This window comes from Neobacillus drentensis (genome assembly GCF_036966985.1).
Classification (GTDB): Bacteria; Bacillota; Bacilli; order Bacillales; family Cytobacillaceae; genus Neobacillus; species Neobacillus drentensis_E.
On sequence record NZ_JBALSN010000247.1, the window covers coordinates 1 to 16,612 of the forward strand.

Here is a 16,612-nt window from a genome sequence, read left to right on the forward strand (position 1 = left end):
ACTCGCCAATTGGCGAGTTTAACTATTTTATATACCAATACGACTGCCATTTCGGCACGTTTTTTAAGAAAAGCACCTTGCGTCGGAACCCTTAAATGTTGTATTCAAGAGCTTAATCCTAATAGCTTTATATAGGGGAGTATGGCAGGCTTCGCCATTGATCTGTTTATTTCAAAGCGGCTTGAACTTTACTCATGTACTGCAGGGCCCTGCCAGTACCGATTGCTACTGATTCAAGAGGGTTTGGGGCAAGTTGGACAGGAACGACGATCTCTTGGCTTAGCCATGCTTCCATACCATTTAATAAAGCTCCACCACCAGTCAGAATTACGCCTCGGTCGACGATGTCTCCGCTGAGTTCGGCTGGACAATCTTCCAGGGTGGCACGAATCGCTTCTAAAATATGCAAAAGTGCTTCCTTGATGGCCACGCGGATTTCATAGGATGATAGTTTTATTGTTTTTGGCAGACCGGTTACAAGATCGCGGCCGCGGATGTCCATGAATTTTTCCTCGTGGTCAATGAGGGCATATCCAATTTCCATTTTGATGTTTTCCGCTGTTCTTTCTCCGATGAGAATATTATATTCTTTTCGAATATGTTGAATGATGTCTTCATCAAGGCGGTCTCCGCCGATTTTAATAGAATGGCAAGCAACTACACCGCCAAAGGAGATAATGGCAACTTCGGTATTCCCGCCACCAATATCGACCACAACATTGGCAACTGGTTCATCAACCGGCATTCCTGCCCCGATTGCTGCTGCGACTGGTTCTTCAATTAAGCTGATTTTTTTTGCGCCAGCTTGTCTGACCGCATCTTGGATTGCTCTTCTCTCCACACTTGTAGAACCAGAGGGGATACTAACGACCACATTTGGTTTCCGAACGGCGAATCCAATCTTTTTGGATGCCTTGCGCATGATATGTTTCAGTAACTCAGTCGTTACGTCATAATCTGCGATTACCCCATCCTTCATAGGACGAATAGCCACGATTTTTTCAGGCGTTTTTCCAATCATTTCTTTAGCTTCCTGACCGACAGCTACCACATTTTTGGTGACCGTATCGATGGCTACAACTGCTGGTTCATTTATCGCAATTCCTTTATTTTTACTATAAACTAGTATATTTGCAGTTCCTAAATCAATTCCAATATCAAAAGTTGATAACATCTTATTTCACCTTATTTCATTATTTTTGGTTACTAGATATGCTACGCGTAGTCTATCATAAAGTTGGGGGTGGAAAGCGCTTTGTAAATGAACCGTTATCCTTTTGTAAAGTTACAAGAAAATTATTCCTTTTTGGTAATGAAAATGAAAAATTATGATTCATGTGGATTAGGAGCATAGAAAAGAACTTTTATGTATATACTAGTTTGATGTTCAACTGCTTTTTAAATTTATGTTACGATGAAGGGGTGAAAGTAGAATCGAAAGCGTGCTTTCACTGAAAATGGGATAAGGCAGTGTGAAAATATTGGATTCAAAACAAAAGTTATTAGTAATCATCGGACCAACTGCTGTAGGAAAAACAAAGTTAAGTATCGAAATGGCTAAACGCTATAATGGCGAGATTATCAGCGGCGACTCGATGCAGATCTATCGTGGCATGGATATTGGTACAGCGAAAATCAAACAAGAAGAAATGGAAGGTATTCCACACTATCTAATTGATATTAAGGAGCCTACTGAAAATTTTTCGGTTGCCGAATTTCAACTCCTTGTTCGGGCTAAGATTGATGAGATTGCTCAAAAAGGCAAGTTGCCTATCATTGTTGGTGGGACAGGGTTGTATATACAGTCTGTCATTTATGATTATCAATTTTCCGATGTGCCAGGTGATGAGGCCTATCGCCTTACGCTGGAGGAAAGAGTAAAGGAAATCGGACATGAAGCTCTGTATAAAGAATTATTGGAGGTGGATCCGGATAGTGCTGCACAAATCCATCCGAATAATGTAAGAAGAGTCATTCGTGCCCTGGAAATTTTCCATCTGACAGGGAAGACCATGCAAGAGTTTCAACATACACAACAACCAGACCTTTTGTACGATACAGCGATTATTGGGTTAACGATGGAACGAGAGAAACTTTATGAGCGTATTAATTACCGAGTGGATATCATGGTTGAGGAAGGGCTCATCGAGGAAGTAAAACGTCTATATCAACAGGGTTTACGTGATTGTCAATCCATCCAGGCGATTGGCTACAAAGAGCTTTTTGCTTACTTTGATGGTAAAATTGCATTAGATGAAGCGATAGCCAATTTAAAGCAAAATTCGAGAAGATACGCGAAAAGACAATTGACTTGGTTTCGGAACAAGATGGATGTTGTTTGGTTTGATATGACCGATGTGGAGAATGTATCAAAAAAAATAAAGGAAATTTCACATTGTGTTGAAGGAAAGCTTAAAGTAAAATCGAATACATATTAGTAGAGATAAAAGAGGAGGAAATACAAATGAAAACAACAATCAATATTCAGGACCAATATTTAAACCAGTGCCGCAAAGATAACATACATGTGACCGTCTTTTTATTAAACGGATTCCAATTAAGAGGCCAAATCAAGGGCTTTGATAATTTCACCGTCCTTTTTGAATCAGAAGGAAAGCAGCAATTAGTATATAAGCATGCCATCTCAACCTTTGCGCCGCAAAGAAACGTTCATCTTGAGTTGGATAACCAATAAGTTTTTAAGAGCCCATTCTACGGGCTTTTTTTATTTTTGAGAAAACTTTTTTAATGAAATTCAACGTATATGAATACATATTAGTTGAAGGACTATGCATTCCTCAAGAGTAAATTTGAGTTCGGAATTTAGAGGATAAATTCTGAGTGGCCATAAACAAGCATCCTTTGTAAACTGTTGGCGAAAATGAGAGGTGAAAGCTTTGGACCAACCCATTCGAATGAAAAGTAACGGCCAAATAAGTGTTGTCCTCAACTCACAAAAAGGAAAAACCATTTCAAAAGAGTTACCTGACTTTCAAGTGGTTCCAAAGGATATTCCTCCTGAACACACGGCTCTAAAAGAAATTGAAGACGAGCTAGGGGCTTTGGTTGGAATGGAAGAAATGAAAAAGATGATCAAGGAAATTTATGCTTGGATTTATGTGAATAAAAAACGCGAAGAAATGGGTTTGAAAGCAAGAAAACAAGCCCTCCATATGATGTTTAAAGGAAATCCAGGTACGGGAAAAACGACAGTAGCAAGACTGATTGGCAAGCTTTTTCAAAAAATGAGTGTATTAACAAAAGGTCATTTAATTGAGGCTGAGCGTGCTGACCTTGTGGGAGAGTATATTGGTCATACCGCGCAAAAGACAAGGGATTTAATCAAGAAGGCCCAAGGGGGAATCTTGTTTATCGATGAGGCATACTCATTGGGCCGTGGGGGAGAAAAGGATTTTGGCAAAGAAGCCATCGATACCCTTGTTAAGCATATGGAGGATAAACAGCATGAGTTTATTTTAATCCTTGCAGGATATTCTCGGGAGATGGATCATTTCTTAACCCTTAATCCGGGACTGCATTCACGCTTTCCATTAGTGATAGATTTTCCAGATTACAATATCGAACAATTAATGGAAATTTCAGCGAGAATGCTTATTGAAAGAGAATACACATTTAGTCATGAAGCAGAAAAAAAGCTTAAAGAACATTTAATATGGGTGAAAGCAGTATTAAGCCCAAATAGTTTTTCAAACGGCAGGTATGTTCGGAATATTATTGAAAAATCAATTCGTGCTCAGGCGATGAGGCTGCTTATGTTAAATAGCTATGACCGGCATGAATTAATGACACTTCGAAGCAATGATCTTGTGTTTGAAGAAGATTAAATACAAAAAAACGGCAGATTCTTGGGAATCTGTCGTTTCTTTTTGGAGTATCTTTTTAATTTGCTTCAAACTTACGAATGGGCAGTTTCCAATCGAAGGTATAGGAAAGGACTCGTAAAACGGTCACAAGAATAAATAAGGAATATAACTCCCATGGCTGTTTTGCCAAACCCAGCCCGATAAATATACCAGTCAAAATGGCCCATAGCGCATAAATTTCCGCTCTAAGTACGATAGGTTTTCTTCCTGCTAATAAATCACGAATGATTCCGCCGCCAATTCCGGTTAAGACTGCAGCAACGATAACGGCACTAAGCGGACGGTCCATGTCTACGCCATAAATGGCACCTTGGATCGCAAAAGCTGAAAGGCCAATCGCATCGAATAAGTTCCCCCATTTTTGCCAGTGTTTGAGAAGATTGCCTGGAAATAAAAATACAGCAGTAATCGATAACAAGGCAATTTGAAATAATAATCCTTGGTCCCAAAGTGCAGATACTGGTACGCCGATTAACAGATTTCGAATTGCTCCGCCTCCAAAAGCAGTAACAATTCCTAAAATATAAACCCCGAAAATATCATATTCTTCCTCCATCGCCACAATCGCTCCACTGACAGCGAAGGCAATGGTTCCAATCATACTTAAAACATCCCATGTCATTTTTGCTATCCCCTTGATGTTTATTTTCTTATTACACTATTAATATAGTAAATATGTAACGGATTTCAAACATTAAAATTTTATCATGTTGTAGAAAAAAAACAATAAGTTTTTTCTGGAATTGGAGAAAATAGAGATTATAACTTTTTTTTGTTATGATGAGAGGTAGATGTTTAGGAAGGAAGGATGCCTTTTGGAACAGAAAGAAACGAAAGAGAAAGTAATCCTGGTTGGCTGCCAAACCAGCGGGGACGATGACTTACGTTTTCACTATTCAATGGAGGAGTTAGAGGCATTAACTGAAACCGCCCAGGGTGAAGTGTTGGTATCTGTCGTTCAAAAACGAGAGCGCCGTCATCCAGCGACATACATAGGTAAAGGGAAGGTAGAAGAACTAAATGCACTGGTGGAGGAACTCGAGCCAGATGTTGTTATTTTTAATGACGAACTCTCTCCCAGCCAAAAGAGAAATCTTGCGACAGAACTAAATGCTCGGGTAATTGACCGTACCCAGCTAATTTTAGATATTTTTGCACAAAGAGCAAGATCCAAAGAGGGGAAACTACAAGTAGAACTAGCCCAGATGCAATATATACTGCCTCGCCTTGCTGGTCAAGGGACCGCATTATCTCGTCTTGGTGGCGGAATTGGTACAAGAGGGCCTGGTGAGACGAAGTTAGAATCAGACCGCCGTCACATCCGCCGCCGTATTGATGAAATTAAAAGTCAGCTGTCTGTAATCGTTCAGCACAGGGATCGGTACCGAGAAAGAAGGAAGAAAAATAAGGCCTTTCAGGTGGCGATTGTTGGGTATACCAACGCTGGTAAATCAACCTTGTTTAATCGTTTATCCGAAGCCGAGTCCTATGAGGAAAATCAATTGTTCGCCACCCTTGATCCAATGACACGCAAACTGATCCTCCCTAGTGGTTTCTTTGCATTGATTACGGACACAGTTGGCTTTATTCAAGATTTACCGACCACGCTGATTGCTGCCTTCAGGTCCACCCTCGAGGAAGTAAAGGAAGCAGATCTACTCCTTCATGTGGTGGATATGTCCAACCCGGATTATTTCCATCATGAAAAAACGGTTAGAAAGCTGTTAGATGACTTGGAAGTGAAAGATATCCCGCAAATAACGGTATACAATAAGAGGGATATCCAGCATGCCGATTTTGTTCCAACCGCGGATACACCGACAGCATTTATCAGTGCTTTTGACGAAAATGACCGCCATTCGTTAAAAGAAAAAATAGAGCAAGTTGTGATGGAATTGATGGTCCCTTATGAGGTAGCCGTTCCTTCTACCGAGGGAAAACTGCTCTCTCAATTAAAAAATGAGACCATCTTAAGAGGACTTTCCTTTGATGAAGAAAGTCAGTTATATCACTGTAAGGGATTTTCGCTGCAGGATCATCAAATTACAGGCAAATTACTGAATTATAAAAGTAGATAGGAGATTCATGCATGTTTCAACAGTTAAAAAATGGGGAAAAACTCCAGCCAATCGTTAGAGAAGTTGAACAACAAATCACTGGGGTACATAAGGAAATTGACGAAAGAATCGAAACCAATCAATTTAGGGTTTTACAGAGTTTTCAAAAACATCGTGTCAGTGACTCTCATTTTATCCCGTCAACGGGATACGGCTACGATGATATAGGAAGAGATACGCTGGAAATGGTCTATGCAGATGTCTTTGGCGGTGAAGCAGGATTGGTTCGCTCGCAAATCATTTCTGGTACCCATGCCATTTCCATCGCCTTATTTGGTGTTCTTCGCCCTGGGGATGAACTCCTTTATATTACGGGCAAACCGTATGATACCTTGGAAGAAATCGTCGGACTTCGTGGGAATGGGGTCGGTTCTTTAAAGGAATTTGGCATTTCTTATGATAGCGTGGCCCTGACAAATGAAGGGCAAATAAACTGGGATCAAGTATCTGAAAAAATAAAACCGAATACAAAGATGATTGGGATTCAACGTTCCAAGGGTTATGACACAAGACCTTCTTTTACAGTTGCTGAAATTGGTGAAATGATTAAGTATGTGAAAGAAATTAAGTCAGATGTCGTTGTATTTGTGGATAACTGCTACGGAGAATTTGTAGAAGAGACGGAGCCCTGTCATGTAGGAGCGGACTTAATGGCTGGCTCGCTGATCAAAAATCCTGGTGGCGGAATAGTAAAGACTGGCGGTTATATCGTTGGGAAAAAACAATGGGTAGAAGCATGTTCATATCGGATGACATCACCTGGGATTGGGGCTGAAGCTGGTGCATCCCTCTATAGTCTTCAAGAAATGTACCAAGGCTTTTTCCTAGCCCCACATGTGGTAGGCCAAGCCTTAAAAGGTGCTGTGTTCACAGCAGCAATGCTGGAGAAATTAGGCATGAATTCCTCGCCCAAATGGGATGCGAACAGAACAGACTTAATTCAATCTGTACAGTTCGATGACCGTGATAAAATGATTGCTTTTTGTCAGGCCATACAATTTGCTTCGCCGATTAATTCATATGTTACTCCACATGCGAGCTATATGCCAGGGTATGAGGACGACGTGATTATGGCTGCGGGCACCTTTATCCAGGGAGCAAGTATTGAACTCACTGCAGACGGACCGATTAGACCGCCATATGTAGCCTATGTACAAGGTGGTTTAACATATGCCCATGTAAAAATGGCTGTTTGCCTCGCGATTGATCATTTGACTGAAAAAGGATTAATGGACCTGTTCTAGGGATTGCAAGTAATTTTTGAGTTGTCCATTTATTAAGTAAATTTCATGTAAGAAAATCTAACATATCATTGACAACTTTTCTAACACGAAATATAATAGCATTATAAACAAACCCGAAGGGAGGAGTAATTAGGTGAGTGGAAAAGAAATTCGCCGTTCCATGCCGCTGTTCCCGATCGGAACGGTCATGCAGTTAACGGAACTTACAGCCAGGCAAATTCGATACTACGAAGAACACCAATTGATTTCTCCAGCTAGAACCGAAGGGAATAGACGTCTATATTGCTTAAATGATATTGATAGGCTTCTAGAAATTAAGGATTTGATTGATCAAGGTGTTAACATGGCTGGTATAAAACAATTATTCCTAATTAAAGAACAACAACAATCGAACATTATCGAACAACAAACAGAGAAGTCCAAACGCGAATTAACGGATGAACAACTTAGAAAACTATTACGAAACGAAATGATGCATTCAGGCCGAAACAACCGATCATCATTACGTCAGGGAGATATGTCAAGATTCTTCCATTAAATTGGGAGCATCTTCTCAAAAAATAGGGGGTAAGAAAATGGCAAAGTATTCAAGAGAAGATATTAAAAGATTAGCTGTTGAGGAAAACGTAAAATTTATTCGTTTACAATTCACAGACATCCTTGGAACAATTAAAAACGTGGAGATTCCAATTTCTCAATTAGAAAAAGCACTTGATAACAAAATGATGTTTGACGGATCTTCTATCGAAGGTTTCGTACGAATTGAAGAGTCTGATATGCTACTTTATCCAGACCTTAATACATGGGTAGTATTCCCTTGGACAGCTGAAAAAGGGAAAGTTGCCCGCTTAATTTGTGATATTTATACTCCAGAAGGAAAACCGTTTGAAGGGGATCCTCGTAATAACTTAAGAAGAGTATTAAAAGAAATGGAAGAGTTAGGTTTCACTAACTTTAACCTAGGACCTGAGCCGGAATTCTTCTTATTTAAATTAGATGAAAAAGGCGAACCAAGTCTAGAGCTAAATGACCAAGGCGGTTATTTCGATTTAGCGCCAACAGATTTAGGTGAAAACTGCCGTCGTGATATCGTGCTTGAGTTAGAAGAAATGGGCTTTGAAATTGAAGCTTCTCACCATGAAGTAGCACCAGGTCAGCACGAAATTGATTTTAAATATGCAGATGCATTAACAGCATGTGACCAAATCCAAACGTTTAAATTAGTTGTTAAAACCATTGCTCGTAAACATGGATTGCACGCTACATTCATGCCAAAACCATTATACGGAGTAAATGGATCTGGAATGCACATGAACCTTTCATTATTTAAAAATGGAGAAAATGCATTCTATCAACCAAGCGGCGACTTAGAAATGAGCGATACAGCTCGTCAATTTATCGCAGGAATTCTAAAGCACGCTCCAGCCTTTACAGCGGTAACAAACCCAACTGTAAACTCGTATAAGCGTTTAGTTCCTGGCTATGAAGCACCATGCTATGTAGCTTGGTCAGCTAGAAACCGTTCACCATTAATTCGTATCCCTGCTTCACGTGGATTAAGTACACGTGTGGAAGTAAGAAGCGTAGACCCATCTGCAAATCCATACCTTGCAATGGCTGTCCTTCTAAAAGCTGGTTTAGACGGAATTAAAAACCAATTAACTCCTCCAGCACCAGTTGACAGAAACATCTATGTAATGAGTAAGGAAGAAAGAATCGAAGAAGGCATCGTCGATCTTCCAGCAACATTAGCTCAAGCATTAGATCAATTAAAAGCTGACGAAGTAATCGTGTCTGGTCTAGGCGAGCACATTATGGAACACTTCGTTGAAGCAAAAGAAATCGAGTGGGATATGTTCCGCACTGTCGTTCACCAATGGGAACGCGATCAATATATGAGCATGTATTAATAACCTTAAAGACCCTATCGCACTATGCGGTAGGGTTTTTTTGATGTAGTTTTTCACATTAGATTTGGAAGCAGTCCATTGATTGACGACTTGGATTGTTCCTAATATCTAACTACAGTCGATAATAGCCTTGATTGACGACCTAAATTACTCATAACGTTTAAATCAGGTCGACAATCCCCCAAAGATATCTTTAATTTCTTTATTTCTTGAAAAATTCACAATTATTTACGTTCTGCTTCTCATATATATTATATGCTTAAGTTGAAAACAATTGGGAGGTGCTTTAATTGTATAAACTGCAAATATATAATGCTCAAACCCAAGAAATACTTCGTGAAAAGACGTATAAGAAACCGGATCTTATTTTAAGTTTGCTAGAATCAGGGGCAAAAGGTCAGAAATGTTTTCTATTTGATGAGGAACGTAGAACGTTAAAAGGAGATTATGTGAGCCATTCCGTCTTTAGAGAAAAAGACACGGAAGTTTATAAAGCCTTTTTTAAGGTGAAATTATCTGAAATACAGGCACGGATTGCCAAATAGACATGAGAAGGGGCGGCGCTGCCTGCTCCTTTCAATTATAATGCCACTTGAAAAGCCCTGACGTTCTATGCTTAGGACTTTTAATTTCACAGCCTTTCTATCGTACACGTAACACGAGTAAAGGGCTCATGAAAGATAACTTAAAAAATCCCCTGAAGTGTTTTATACTCCTGAAAGGTCTGCAATTTTTTATCTTTTTTAGATAAAATAATTTCATTCATATCCATTAATCCCCAGTCGATTGCTAAATCCTTATCATTCCACAATATTCCGGAATCGTGTTCAGGGAGATATTTATTATCACAAAGATAATAGAATGTCGTATCGTCCTCTAATGTTAAACAACCATGTGCAAAATCCCTAGGAATATAAAGCATTCTCTTATTTTCTGATGATAGTATCACAGAAAAATGTTGCCCAAAGGTTGAAGAGCCAATTCTTAAATCTACAGCTACATCAAGGATTTTGCCCTTTGCACATCGAATTAGCTTAGCCTGAGAATGTTTATTTTGAAAATGAAGGCCCCTTAAAACACCCATTTTTGATGTTGTCTCCATTTCTTCTATAGGCAAAAAATTAATACCGTTTTCTAAGAATATATTTTTTTCAAAGGTCTTTTTCATAAACCCTCTTTCATCGTATACAGTAAAAGGTTCGACCAGAATGAGATCTTCTATATTAGTCGACAAGAATTTGTAATTACTAAGCATTGTTATGCAACTCCCCTTTAACACCTCACTTATAAATTAAATTATGCACTCAATCCCTCAGTAGTGAAATGTGTATTCACATAGATACTTTAGAAACTTGTTTGGTTCAATTAATATAAAAGCCCATTATTAATAGGAGCTTGAACAACTTTACTTTTAATGAATATAGATAAGATAGCAGTGTACGGAATCCTCGAAGCATCAAAGGAAATGACTTTTTAGTGATGATACAAACATTACTTTCATATGAATGAGAGGTGGTAAGAATGAAGGTAGTCATTCTTGCTGGTGGATTTGGAACCAGAATAAGTGAAGAGTCTCATTTAAAACCTAAACCTATGATAGAAATTGGTGATAGCCCAATCCTTTGGCATATTATGAAAATCTATTCGTTTTATGGCTTTAATGAATTTATTATCTGTCTGGGCTATAAAGGTTATAAAATAAAGGATTATTTTCTAAACTATTATCTTTATAAATCGGATGTGACAGTGGATTTCAATCATGGAAACCAAAGTATCGTTCATAATCAAAAAGCAGAGCCATGGAAAATTACCTTAGCTGAAACGGGATTAGAGTCAATGACAGGAGGACGGGTAAAACAGGTTCAAAAATATATTGGAAATGAACCTTTTTTATTAACCTATGGTGATGGAGTTGGCGATGTTAATATCAATGAGCTTGTAAAATTTCACAAATCACATGGAAAACTCGCAACACTTACTACTGTTCAGCCAACCGGGAGATTTGGCTCATTGGACTTATCAGAGAAACAAGAAGTTTTGGCATTTAAAGAGAAAATAAAAGGCGATGGCGGATGGATTAACGGCGGATTTTTTGTTTTTCAGCCAGAAATATTTGACTTTATTGAAAATGAAAAAACAGTTCTAGAGAATGATCCACTTGAAACGCTTGCCGAACTAGGTCAGTTAATGGCATATAAGCATACCGGCTTTTGGCAACCCATGGATACCTTAAGAGATAGAAATTACTTAGAGGAGCTCTGGAAATCAGAAAAAGCGCCTTGGAAAATTTGGAGTTGAAATGAGGTTCATGGCAATGATAAATAAAGAATTTTGGAAGGGAAAAAAAGTCTTTGTTACAGGCCATACAGGATTTAAGGGATCATGGCTTTGCCTATGGCTCCATTCGTTAGGTGCTAATATTACTGGATATTCCTTAAACCCTCCTTCGAATCCCAATTTATTTGATTTATGTAAGATCAACGAGATTACAAATTCGGTAATTGGTGACATAAGGAATTATTCGTTACTAAATAGTGTGATTTCAACCTTTGACCCAGATATAATTATCCATTTAGCTGCACAGCCGTTAGTAAGAGAATCCTATTCCAATCCAATTGAAACATATGAAACAAATGTACTAGGAACCGTTAACGTATTTGAGGCTGTCAGGGCTCTTTCGACAAATTCAAATAAAAGGAGGGCGATAGTTAACGTAACTTCTGATAAGTGTTATGAAAATAAAGAATGGCTATGGGGATATCGAGAGGATGATAAATTGGGCGGCTATGATCCTTATTCTAATAGCAAAGCTTGTTCGGAACTAGTTACCTCATGTTATCTTCAATCTTTCTTTTATCCGAATAATCCTTATGGTATCACGCTAGCATCTGCAAGAGCGGGTAATGTAATTGGCGGCGGTGACTTTGCCACTGATCGCTTAATACCGGACTGTGTAAGATCCTGTCTTACTAAAACAGAAATGATTATAAGAAATCCAAATTCACTAAGACCATGGCAGCACGTCTTAGAACCTCTAAGCGGATATCTCCTGCTAGCTGAAAAACTATATGATGACGACTTCTTGTATCAAGGCAGCTGGAATTTTGGTCCATCCGAAAAAGATGCATTATCTGTAAAAACAATTGTTGATATGTTTATAAAAGAATGGGGGGAACCCGCTAATATTAAGATTGAGGGAGATAATGATAATCACGAAGCGAAAATCTTAAAACTGGATTGTTCCAAGGCAAAGCAGCTATTAGGCTGGGAGCCATGTTGGGCCATTGAAGAAGCTATAGATAAGGTCATATTATGGACAAAGGCCTTTAATATGAAACAAGACTTAAAAAAAGTTTGTTTAGGTCAAATTGAAGAATATGAACAAAAGTCAGGGATGGGTAATAAACAATGAAAATAGAAAAAACAAGAATAGAAGGCTGCTATTTAGTTAATCCAAATAAACAAGAAGATGATCGTGGAAAGTTTATAAAAACCTATCACCATGATGAGTTTGTTAGACTTGGGCTTCAAACAGAATTTACTGAACAGTATTTTTCATATTCCTATAACGGAGTATTAAGGGGTCTACATTTCCAAACCCCGCCATTTGATCATGATAAACTGGTATTCTGTCTTTCGGGAGATGTACTAGATGTAGTTGTCGATTTGCGTAAAGGTTCGCCAACCTTTGGAAAATATGAGTTGTTTGATCTGAATGAACAAAATCAACGAATGGTCTATGTGCCATCAGGAATCGCACACGGTTTTTATGTGAGAAGTGAAATTGCAATAATGTCTTATAATGTTACTTCCGTATATTCCCCCGAACATGATAGTGGGATTAAATGGGATTCCGTGGGTATTCCTTGGCCAAATAAAAATCCAAAGTTATCTAATAGAGACATAAATTTGTCTAACTTTTGGGAGTACGAAAGTCCCTTTAAATATAATGATTAATTGTACGGCATCAACATAAAATTGAAAATAACATCTATTAGGAATTGGAATTTGAGAAAGTAGGTCTTTATAAAATTGACAAATAATAAGGTACTTATCTCTGGTGCAAACGGATTCTTTGGGCAAATTGCATGTGAATTTTTTTTAGAAAAGGGCTGGAATGTGTTAAGGGCAACCAGATATCCCGATGCAGATTTTCATTTTGATTTGGATCAACCCATTGAATTTGGAAAGATAAAAACAGACGAAAAAATTGATTTATTTATTCATGCAGCCGCAGCACATGAAGTAAAGTGCATTCATCAACCATATCAAAGCATTTCGCAGAATATTTTAGGTACCAAAGCTGCGCTGGATTTTTGTGTAAAAAATAAAATAAAAAAATTTGTTTATCTTTCAACCTTTCATGTGTTTGGCAATCCCGCAGGAGTAATAAATGAAGAAACGAAACCCAGCCCATTAAATGATTATGGTCTAAGTCATCTTCAAGCAGAAGAATATGTCCATATGTACGAGCAGCTGGGAATGTTAAAGGGGTATGTTCTTCGCCCGACAAACTTTTTTGAAATCCCAAGTAACCTTACTCAATTTAATAGATGGACATTAGTTCCATTTGCATTTTGCAAGGAAGCTATAGAAAAAAAGCAAATAAAACTAAATACAACAGGAATGCAAATGAGAAATTTTATTTCTGTGCTGGATATTTTAAACACTATTTTAGAAATCGTAAATAAAGATCATGATGTTTCCCTCCTTCACCTTCCCGGACCCTCAACTTTTACTATTCGTGAATTGGCCTTACTCGTAAAAGATAAGGCACATGATTATCTTAATCTAAAAGTGAATGTCATTCTTCCAGTATCTGTTAAAGAAACGATGAAAATAAACTCTTTTAATTACGAAAGTTTATACCTGAATAAGATTTACAAACCAAAAGAACATATTTCAGAGTTTGTAGTAAAGTTCTTAACATTACTAAATAATAAAAAACAAAATTCATAAAGTTGTAAACTGATATTAAAAAGTGGAGGACTGTACTGTGAAAAACAATCGAAGTCTGCTTCCAAAAGGGTTCTACAAAACTTTGAATGAATTTATTTTTTCAGAAAAAAGCAATATGAATTATTTTAAAGAAATTTATCCACCAACTGAGGTACCAAAACACATTAAAGAATTTAAACTTGGGCCAAATGCATATATAGGAATGCTCTCCCAATTGGATAATTGGTGGAACCCCGCTTATTTTGAAAAAGCATATGTTGCTGTATTAGAAGAAGCGAGAGTAGTTGGGGAGCGGGGAGCCATAATTTCAAACGATAATAAAATAATTCATGATTATTCATTCGAACGGGTATGGCAAAAACCAGAAGAACATACTCTTTTTCAAAAAGAAAAATTGTTTCCCATTTCAAGAAATGTAAATAACGCAGCCATTTTAACACACACATTCATTTATAATTATTACCATTGGTTAATAGATACAATACCTAGAATTCACCTTTTGGAACAAAGTGGGTTAAATATAGAGAAATATATTGTCAATTCTCCAAATGAACACGAACTACTGAACCTATTCGGAATACCTTCTGACAAAATCATCGTACCTGATGAAAAGACCCATTTGAGCATAAAAAATTTGATTATACCTTCTCAATATTACGTCACACCAAAATGGGCATGTGATTTCATCAGAAATAAATTTCTTCCGCCTAATACCAATTTTGAAAAAGGGAATAAGAAAATATATATTACTAGAAATGGAGCTGGAACATCGAATAGGAAGATTCTCAATGAAGATGTGATATTTAATTACCTGAAAAACGATGGGTTTGAAAGATATGAATTAGAGAAAATTAGCATAGCCGATAAAGCAAAATTATTTGCACAGGCAGATTTTGTTATTGCTCCTACTGGAGCTGGTCTTACCAATCTTGTCTTTTGCAACCCAGGAACCAAGGTAATTGAGATTTTCCCATCCAATTTTCTAAACCCGCATTATTATCTAATTAGTCAACTATATAATTTAGATTATCATCATATAATTGAAACACCCGTGGGTACATCTGATTGGGCAGGTTTTCATGATATTATTGTCGACGAGTCTAGGTTTTTTGAATTTTATCGAAAGTTAACATAAAAACCATTCATTGATGAGAAACGCCATGATACGAATTGTATCATGGCGTTTTTCTTGATTTATTCATTATTCTTTTCCGTCTGATTTAGTAGTTTGATTATAGTAAGAACAGAATCACCGCCAATTCCTGCTATAACCGAAAAAAGGATATTTTCCACCAATGAATTGGGCGCAGTATATACAGTAAGAATAAGCGCAGCAACCGCACCTAGGAGCAGCTCTTCTAAAAAGCCGAGATAAATGAATCTTTTCGTTTTCCTTGGCATGATGATTTTTCCGTGCTTACGAACATGTCCTACAATACCAACCATTCCACCAATTACTATAGAGAAAATAATGTCGACAAACACTGTTTCTCAACCTCCTTAAGCCTAATTTTTTGGACCTAAGGTAAATCTTGGTGTAGTACAATTATATCAAACATTAACAACATGAGAATGAGTAAAAATACTGAATTTTCACTATATAAAATACATGATATGATAAAAATGAAAAATTTTCCCAATAAAGTGACATAAAAAAGAGCATGCACCATAGTGCAAACTCTCTATTAATGAATATGCCGATAAACGCCAATAACTTTTCCTAGAATTGAAACATTCCTTAGTATAATAGGGTCCATTGTAGAATTTTCCGGCTGTAGGCGTATGTAATCTTTTTCTTTAAAAAATCTCTTACAAGTGGCTTCATCTTCCTCGGTCATAGCTACAACGATATCACCGTTATTTGCAGTTGGCTGCTGTTTTACAATGACGTAGTCTCCATCTAGTATCCCAGCTTCTATCATACTCTCACCCATGATTTCTAGCATGAACACTTGTTCATCGGCTGGTGCAAGACTCTCTGGAAGCGGGAAAAACTCTTCGACATTCTCAATAGCTGTAATTGGTAATCCTGCAGTTACTTTACCAACCACGGGAACATTTACTACCGCGTTTCTTGGTATATGTGCTGCTACATCTGCTTCTAATATTTCAATTGCTCTTGGTTTGGTTGGATCCCGTCTAATCAGTCCTTTGCTTTCCAACCTTGCTAAATGACCGTGAACAGTTGAGCTGGATGCAAGTCCAACTGCTTCTCCAATTTCTCTAACTGAAGGGGGATATCCTTTACTCTTAACCTCACTTTTAATGAAGTCTAAGATATCCTGCTGCCGCTTTGATATTTTAGCCATGATAAAATCCACCTCGTCTGGTTTTTGTTGACTTTATTATACCATGTTCGTATTTTTTATACAAACATAAGTTCGAAAAATAGTTGACAACAAACAAACGTTCGATTTATAATCAAATTATAAAACGAACATATATTCTTAGTAGAGGTGTTTTTATATGAAAAAATTATGGAACAAATACTCCTATGC

Annotated in this window: 18 protein-coding genes; 13 read left to right on the plus strand and 5 right to left on the minus strand. The window is 37.6% G+C overall.

Going from position 1 to position 16,612, the window contains the following annotated elements; translation table 11 throughout:
* Nucleotides 1-166 precede the first annotated feature (166 nt).
* Nucleotides 167-1,174: a rod-share determining protein MreBH gene (mreBH, locus tag V7659_RS16580; RefSeq protein WP_335540928.1), complete on the minus strand. Its 1,008-nt coding sequence runs from the start codon at nucleotides 1,172-1,174 to the stop codon at nucleotides 167-169.
* A 307-nt stretch (nucleotides 1,175-1,481) separates the two neighbouring features.
* On the opposite strand from mreBH, the gene miaA reads away from it, so the two are divergent.
* From miaA to spoVK, 3 genes are all read left to right on the plus strand, one after another.
* A complete protein-coding gene (gene miaA, locus V7659_RS16585) occupies nucleotides 1,482-2,438 on the plus strand; it encodes a tRNA (adenosine(37)-N6)-dimethylallyltransferase MiaA (protein WP_335540941.1) in 957 nt (318 codons plus the stop codon).
* 26 nt (nucleotides 2,439-2,464) lie between these two features.
* Entirely contained in the window at nucleotides 2,465-2,695 is a 231-nt protein-coding gene (gene hfq, locus V7659_RS16590; RefSeq protein WP_026566590.1) for an RNA chaperone Hfq, read from the plus strand.
* A gap of 202 nt (nucleotides 2,696-2,897) precedes the next feature.
* Complete coding sequence (spoVK, locus tag V7659_RS16595; protein WP_335540929.1) at nucleotides 2,898-3,845, plus strand: stage V sporulation protein K; 948 nt, start codon at nucleotides 2,898-2,900, stop codon at nucleotides 3,843-3,845.
* Nucleotides 3,846-3,900: 55 nt separating this feature from the next.
* Here the strand turns inward: spoVK and V7659_RS16600 are convergent, their stop codons facing one another.
* On the minus strand, nucleotides 3,901-4,506 hold the full coding sequence (locus V7659_RS16600) for a trimeric intracellular cation channel family protein (RefSeq protein WP_144549324.1): 606 nt from the start codon (nucleotides 4,504-4,506) through the stop codon (nucleotides 3,901-3,903).
* Between the two features lie 193 nt (nucleotides 4,507-4,699).
* Here V7659_RS16600 and hflX point away from each other — a divergent pair, with 193 nt between their 5' ends.
* The 5 genes from hflX to V7659_RS16625 all read left to right on the plus strand — a co-directional run bounded on the left by hflX (nucleotide 4,700) and on the right by V7659_RS16625 (nucleotide 9,700).
* Nucleotides 4,700-5,962 carry a GTPase HflX gene (gene hflX / locus V7659_RS16605; protein ID WP_335540930.1) on the plus strand — a complete coding sequence of 421 codons (1,263 nt, stop codon included), beginning with the start codon at nucleotides 4,700-4,702 and terminating at the stop codon, nucleotides 5,960-5,962.
* A gap of 11 nt (nucleotides 5,963-5,973) precedes the next feature.
* Nucleotides 5,974-7,245: an aminotransferase class I/II-fold pyridoxal phosphate-dependent enzyme gene (locus V7659_RS16610; RefSeq protein WP_335540931.1), complete on the plus strand. Its 1,272-nt coding sequence runs from the start codon at nucleotides 5,974-5,976 to the stop codon at nucleotides 7,243-7,245.
* Nucleotides 7,246-7,378: 133 nt separating this feature from the next.
* Nucleotides 7,379-7,783, plus strand: a complete 405-nt coding sequence (locus V7659_RS16615; protein ID WP_335540932.1) for a MerR family transcriptional regulator — start codon at nucleotides 7,379-7,381, stop codon at nucleotides 7,781-7,783.
* Between the two features lie 37 nt (nucleotides 7,784-7,820).
* The gene (gene glnA, locus V7659_RS16620; RefSeq protein WP_283878428.1) at nucleotides 7,821-9,155 is read left to right on the plus strand and encodes a type I glutamate--ammonia ligase; all 1,335 of its coding nucleotides are present in this window, start codon (nucleotides 7,821-7,823) and stop codon (nucleotides 9,153-9,155) included.
* Between the two features lie 290 nt (nucleotides 9,156-9,445).
* Nucleotides 9,446-9,700, plus strand: a complete 255-nt coding sequence (locus V7659_RS16625) for a hypothetical protein (RefSeq protein ID WP_335540933.1) — start codon at nucleotides 9,446-9,448, stop codon at nucleotides 9,698-9,700.
* Nucleotides 9,701-9,840: 140 nt separating this feature from the next.
* Here V7659_RS16625 and rfbC (V7659_RS16630) read toward each other — a convergent pair whose 3' ends face one another.
* Nucleotides 9,841-10,410 carry a dTDP-4-dehydrorhamnose 3,5-epimerase gene (rfbC, locus tag V7659_RS16630; protein WP_335540934.1) on the minus strand — a complete coding sequence of 190 codons (570 nt, stop codon included), beginning with the start codon at nucleotides 10,408-10,410 and terminating at the stop codon, nucleotides 9,841-9,843.
* A gap of 266 nt (nucleotides 10,411-10,676) precedes the next feature.
* On the opposite strand from rfbC (V7659_RS16630), the gene rfbF reads away from it, so the two are divergent.
* The 5 genes from rfbF to V7659_RS16655 all read left to right on the plus strand — a co-directional run bounded on the left by rfbF (nucleotide 10,677) and on the right by V7659_RS16655 (nucleotide 15,249).
* Entirely contained in the window at nucleotides 10,677-11,453 is a 777-nt protein-coding gene (rfbF, locus tag V7659_RS16635; protein WP_335540935.1) for a glucose-1-phosphate cytidylyltransferase, read from the plus strand.
* 16 nt (nucleotides 11,454-11,469) lie between these two features.
* Nucleotides 11,470-12,567, plus strand: a complete 1,098-nt coding sequence (gene rfbG / locus V7659_RS16640; RefSeq protein WP_335540936.1) for a CDP-glucose 4,6-dehydratase — start codon at nucleotides 11,470-11,472, stop codon at nucleotides 12,565-12,567.
* Complete coding sequence (gene rfbC, locus V7659_RS16645) at nucleotides 12,564-13,112, plus strand: dTDP-4-dehydrorhamnose 3,5-epimerase (RefSeq protein ID WP_335540937.1); 549 nt, start codon at nucleotides 12,564-12,566, stop codon at nucleotides 13,110-13,112. The genes rfbG and rfbC (V7659_RS16645) overlap by 4 nt, the downstream gene beginning before the upstream one ends.
* A gap of 75 nt (nucleotides 13,113-13,187) precedes the next feature.
* Nucleotides 13,188-14,114 carry an NAD-dependent epimerase/dehydratase family protein gene (locus V7659_RS16650; RefSeq protein WP_335540938.1) on the plus strand — a complete coding sequence of 309 codons (927 nt, stop codon included), beginning with the start codon at nucleotides 13,188-13,190 and terminating at the stop codon, nucleotides 14,112-14,114.
* 82 nt (nucleotides 14,115-14,196) lie between these two features.
* Nucleotides 14,197-15,249, plus strand: a complete 1,053-nt coding sequence (locus V7659_RS16655) for a glycosyltransferase family 61 protein (RefSeq protein WP_335540939.1) — start codon at nucleotides 14,197-14,199, stop codon at nucleotides 15,247-15,249.
* A gap of 59 nt (nucleotides 15,250-15,308) precedes the next feature.
* Here V7659_RS16655 and V7659_RS16660 read toward each other — a convergent pair whose 3' ends face one another.
* Nucleotides 15,309-15,599, minus strand: a complete 291-nt coding sequence (locus V7659_RS16660) for a DUF4257 domain-containing protein (RefSeq protein WP_335540940.1) — start codon at nucleotides 15,597-15,599, stop codon at nucleotides 15,309-15,311.
* Nucleotides 15,600-15,799: 200 nt separating this feature from the next.
* Nucleotides 15,800-16,423, minus strand: a complete 624-nt coding sequence (lexA, locus tag V7659_RS16665; RefSeq protein ID WP_026566598.1) for a transcriptional repressor LexA — start codon at nucleotides 16,421-16,423, stop codon at nucleotides 15,800-15,802.
* Nucleotides 16,424-16,612 lie beyond the last annotated feature (189 nt).

Coding starts and splice junctions, on each gene's coding strand:
- mreBH (WP_335540928.1), bottom strand. CDS start 1,174: ATGTTATCAACTTTTGATATTGGAATTGATTTAGGAACTGCAAATATA.
- hfq (WP_026566590.1), top strand. CDS start 2,465: ATGAAAACAACAATCAATATTCAGGACCAATATTTAAACCAGTGCCGC.
- V7659_RS16600 (WP_144549324.1), bottom strand. CDS start 4,506: ATGACATGGGATGTTTTAAGTATGATTGGAACCATTGCCTTCGCTGTC.
- V7659_RS16610 (WP_335540931.1), top strand. CDS start 5,974: ATGTTTCAACAGTTAAAAAATGGGGAAAAACTCCAGCCAATCGTTAGA.
- glnA (WP_283878428.1), top strand. CDS start 7,821: ATGGCAAAGTATTCAAGAGAAGATATTAAAAGATTAGCTGTTGAGGAA.
- rfbC (WP_335540934.1), bottom strand. CDS start 10,410: ATGCTTAGTAATTACAAATTCTTGTCGACTAATATAGAAGATCTCATT.
- rfbF (WP_335540935.1), top strand. CDS start 10,677: ATGAAGGTAGTCATTCTTGCTGGTGGATTTGGAACCAGAATAAGTGAA.
- rfbG (WP_335540936.1), top strand. CDS start 11,470: ATGATAAATAAAGAATTTTGGAAGGGAAAAAAAGTCTTTGTTACAGGC.
- rfbC (WP_335540937.1), top strand. CDS start 12,564: ATGAAAATAGAAAAAACAAGAATAGAAGGCTGCTATTTAGTTAATCCA.
- lexA (WP_026566598.1), bottom strand. CDS start 16,423: ATGGCTAAAATATCAAAGCGGCAGCAGGATATCTTAGACTTCATTAAA.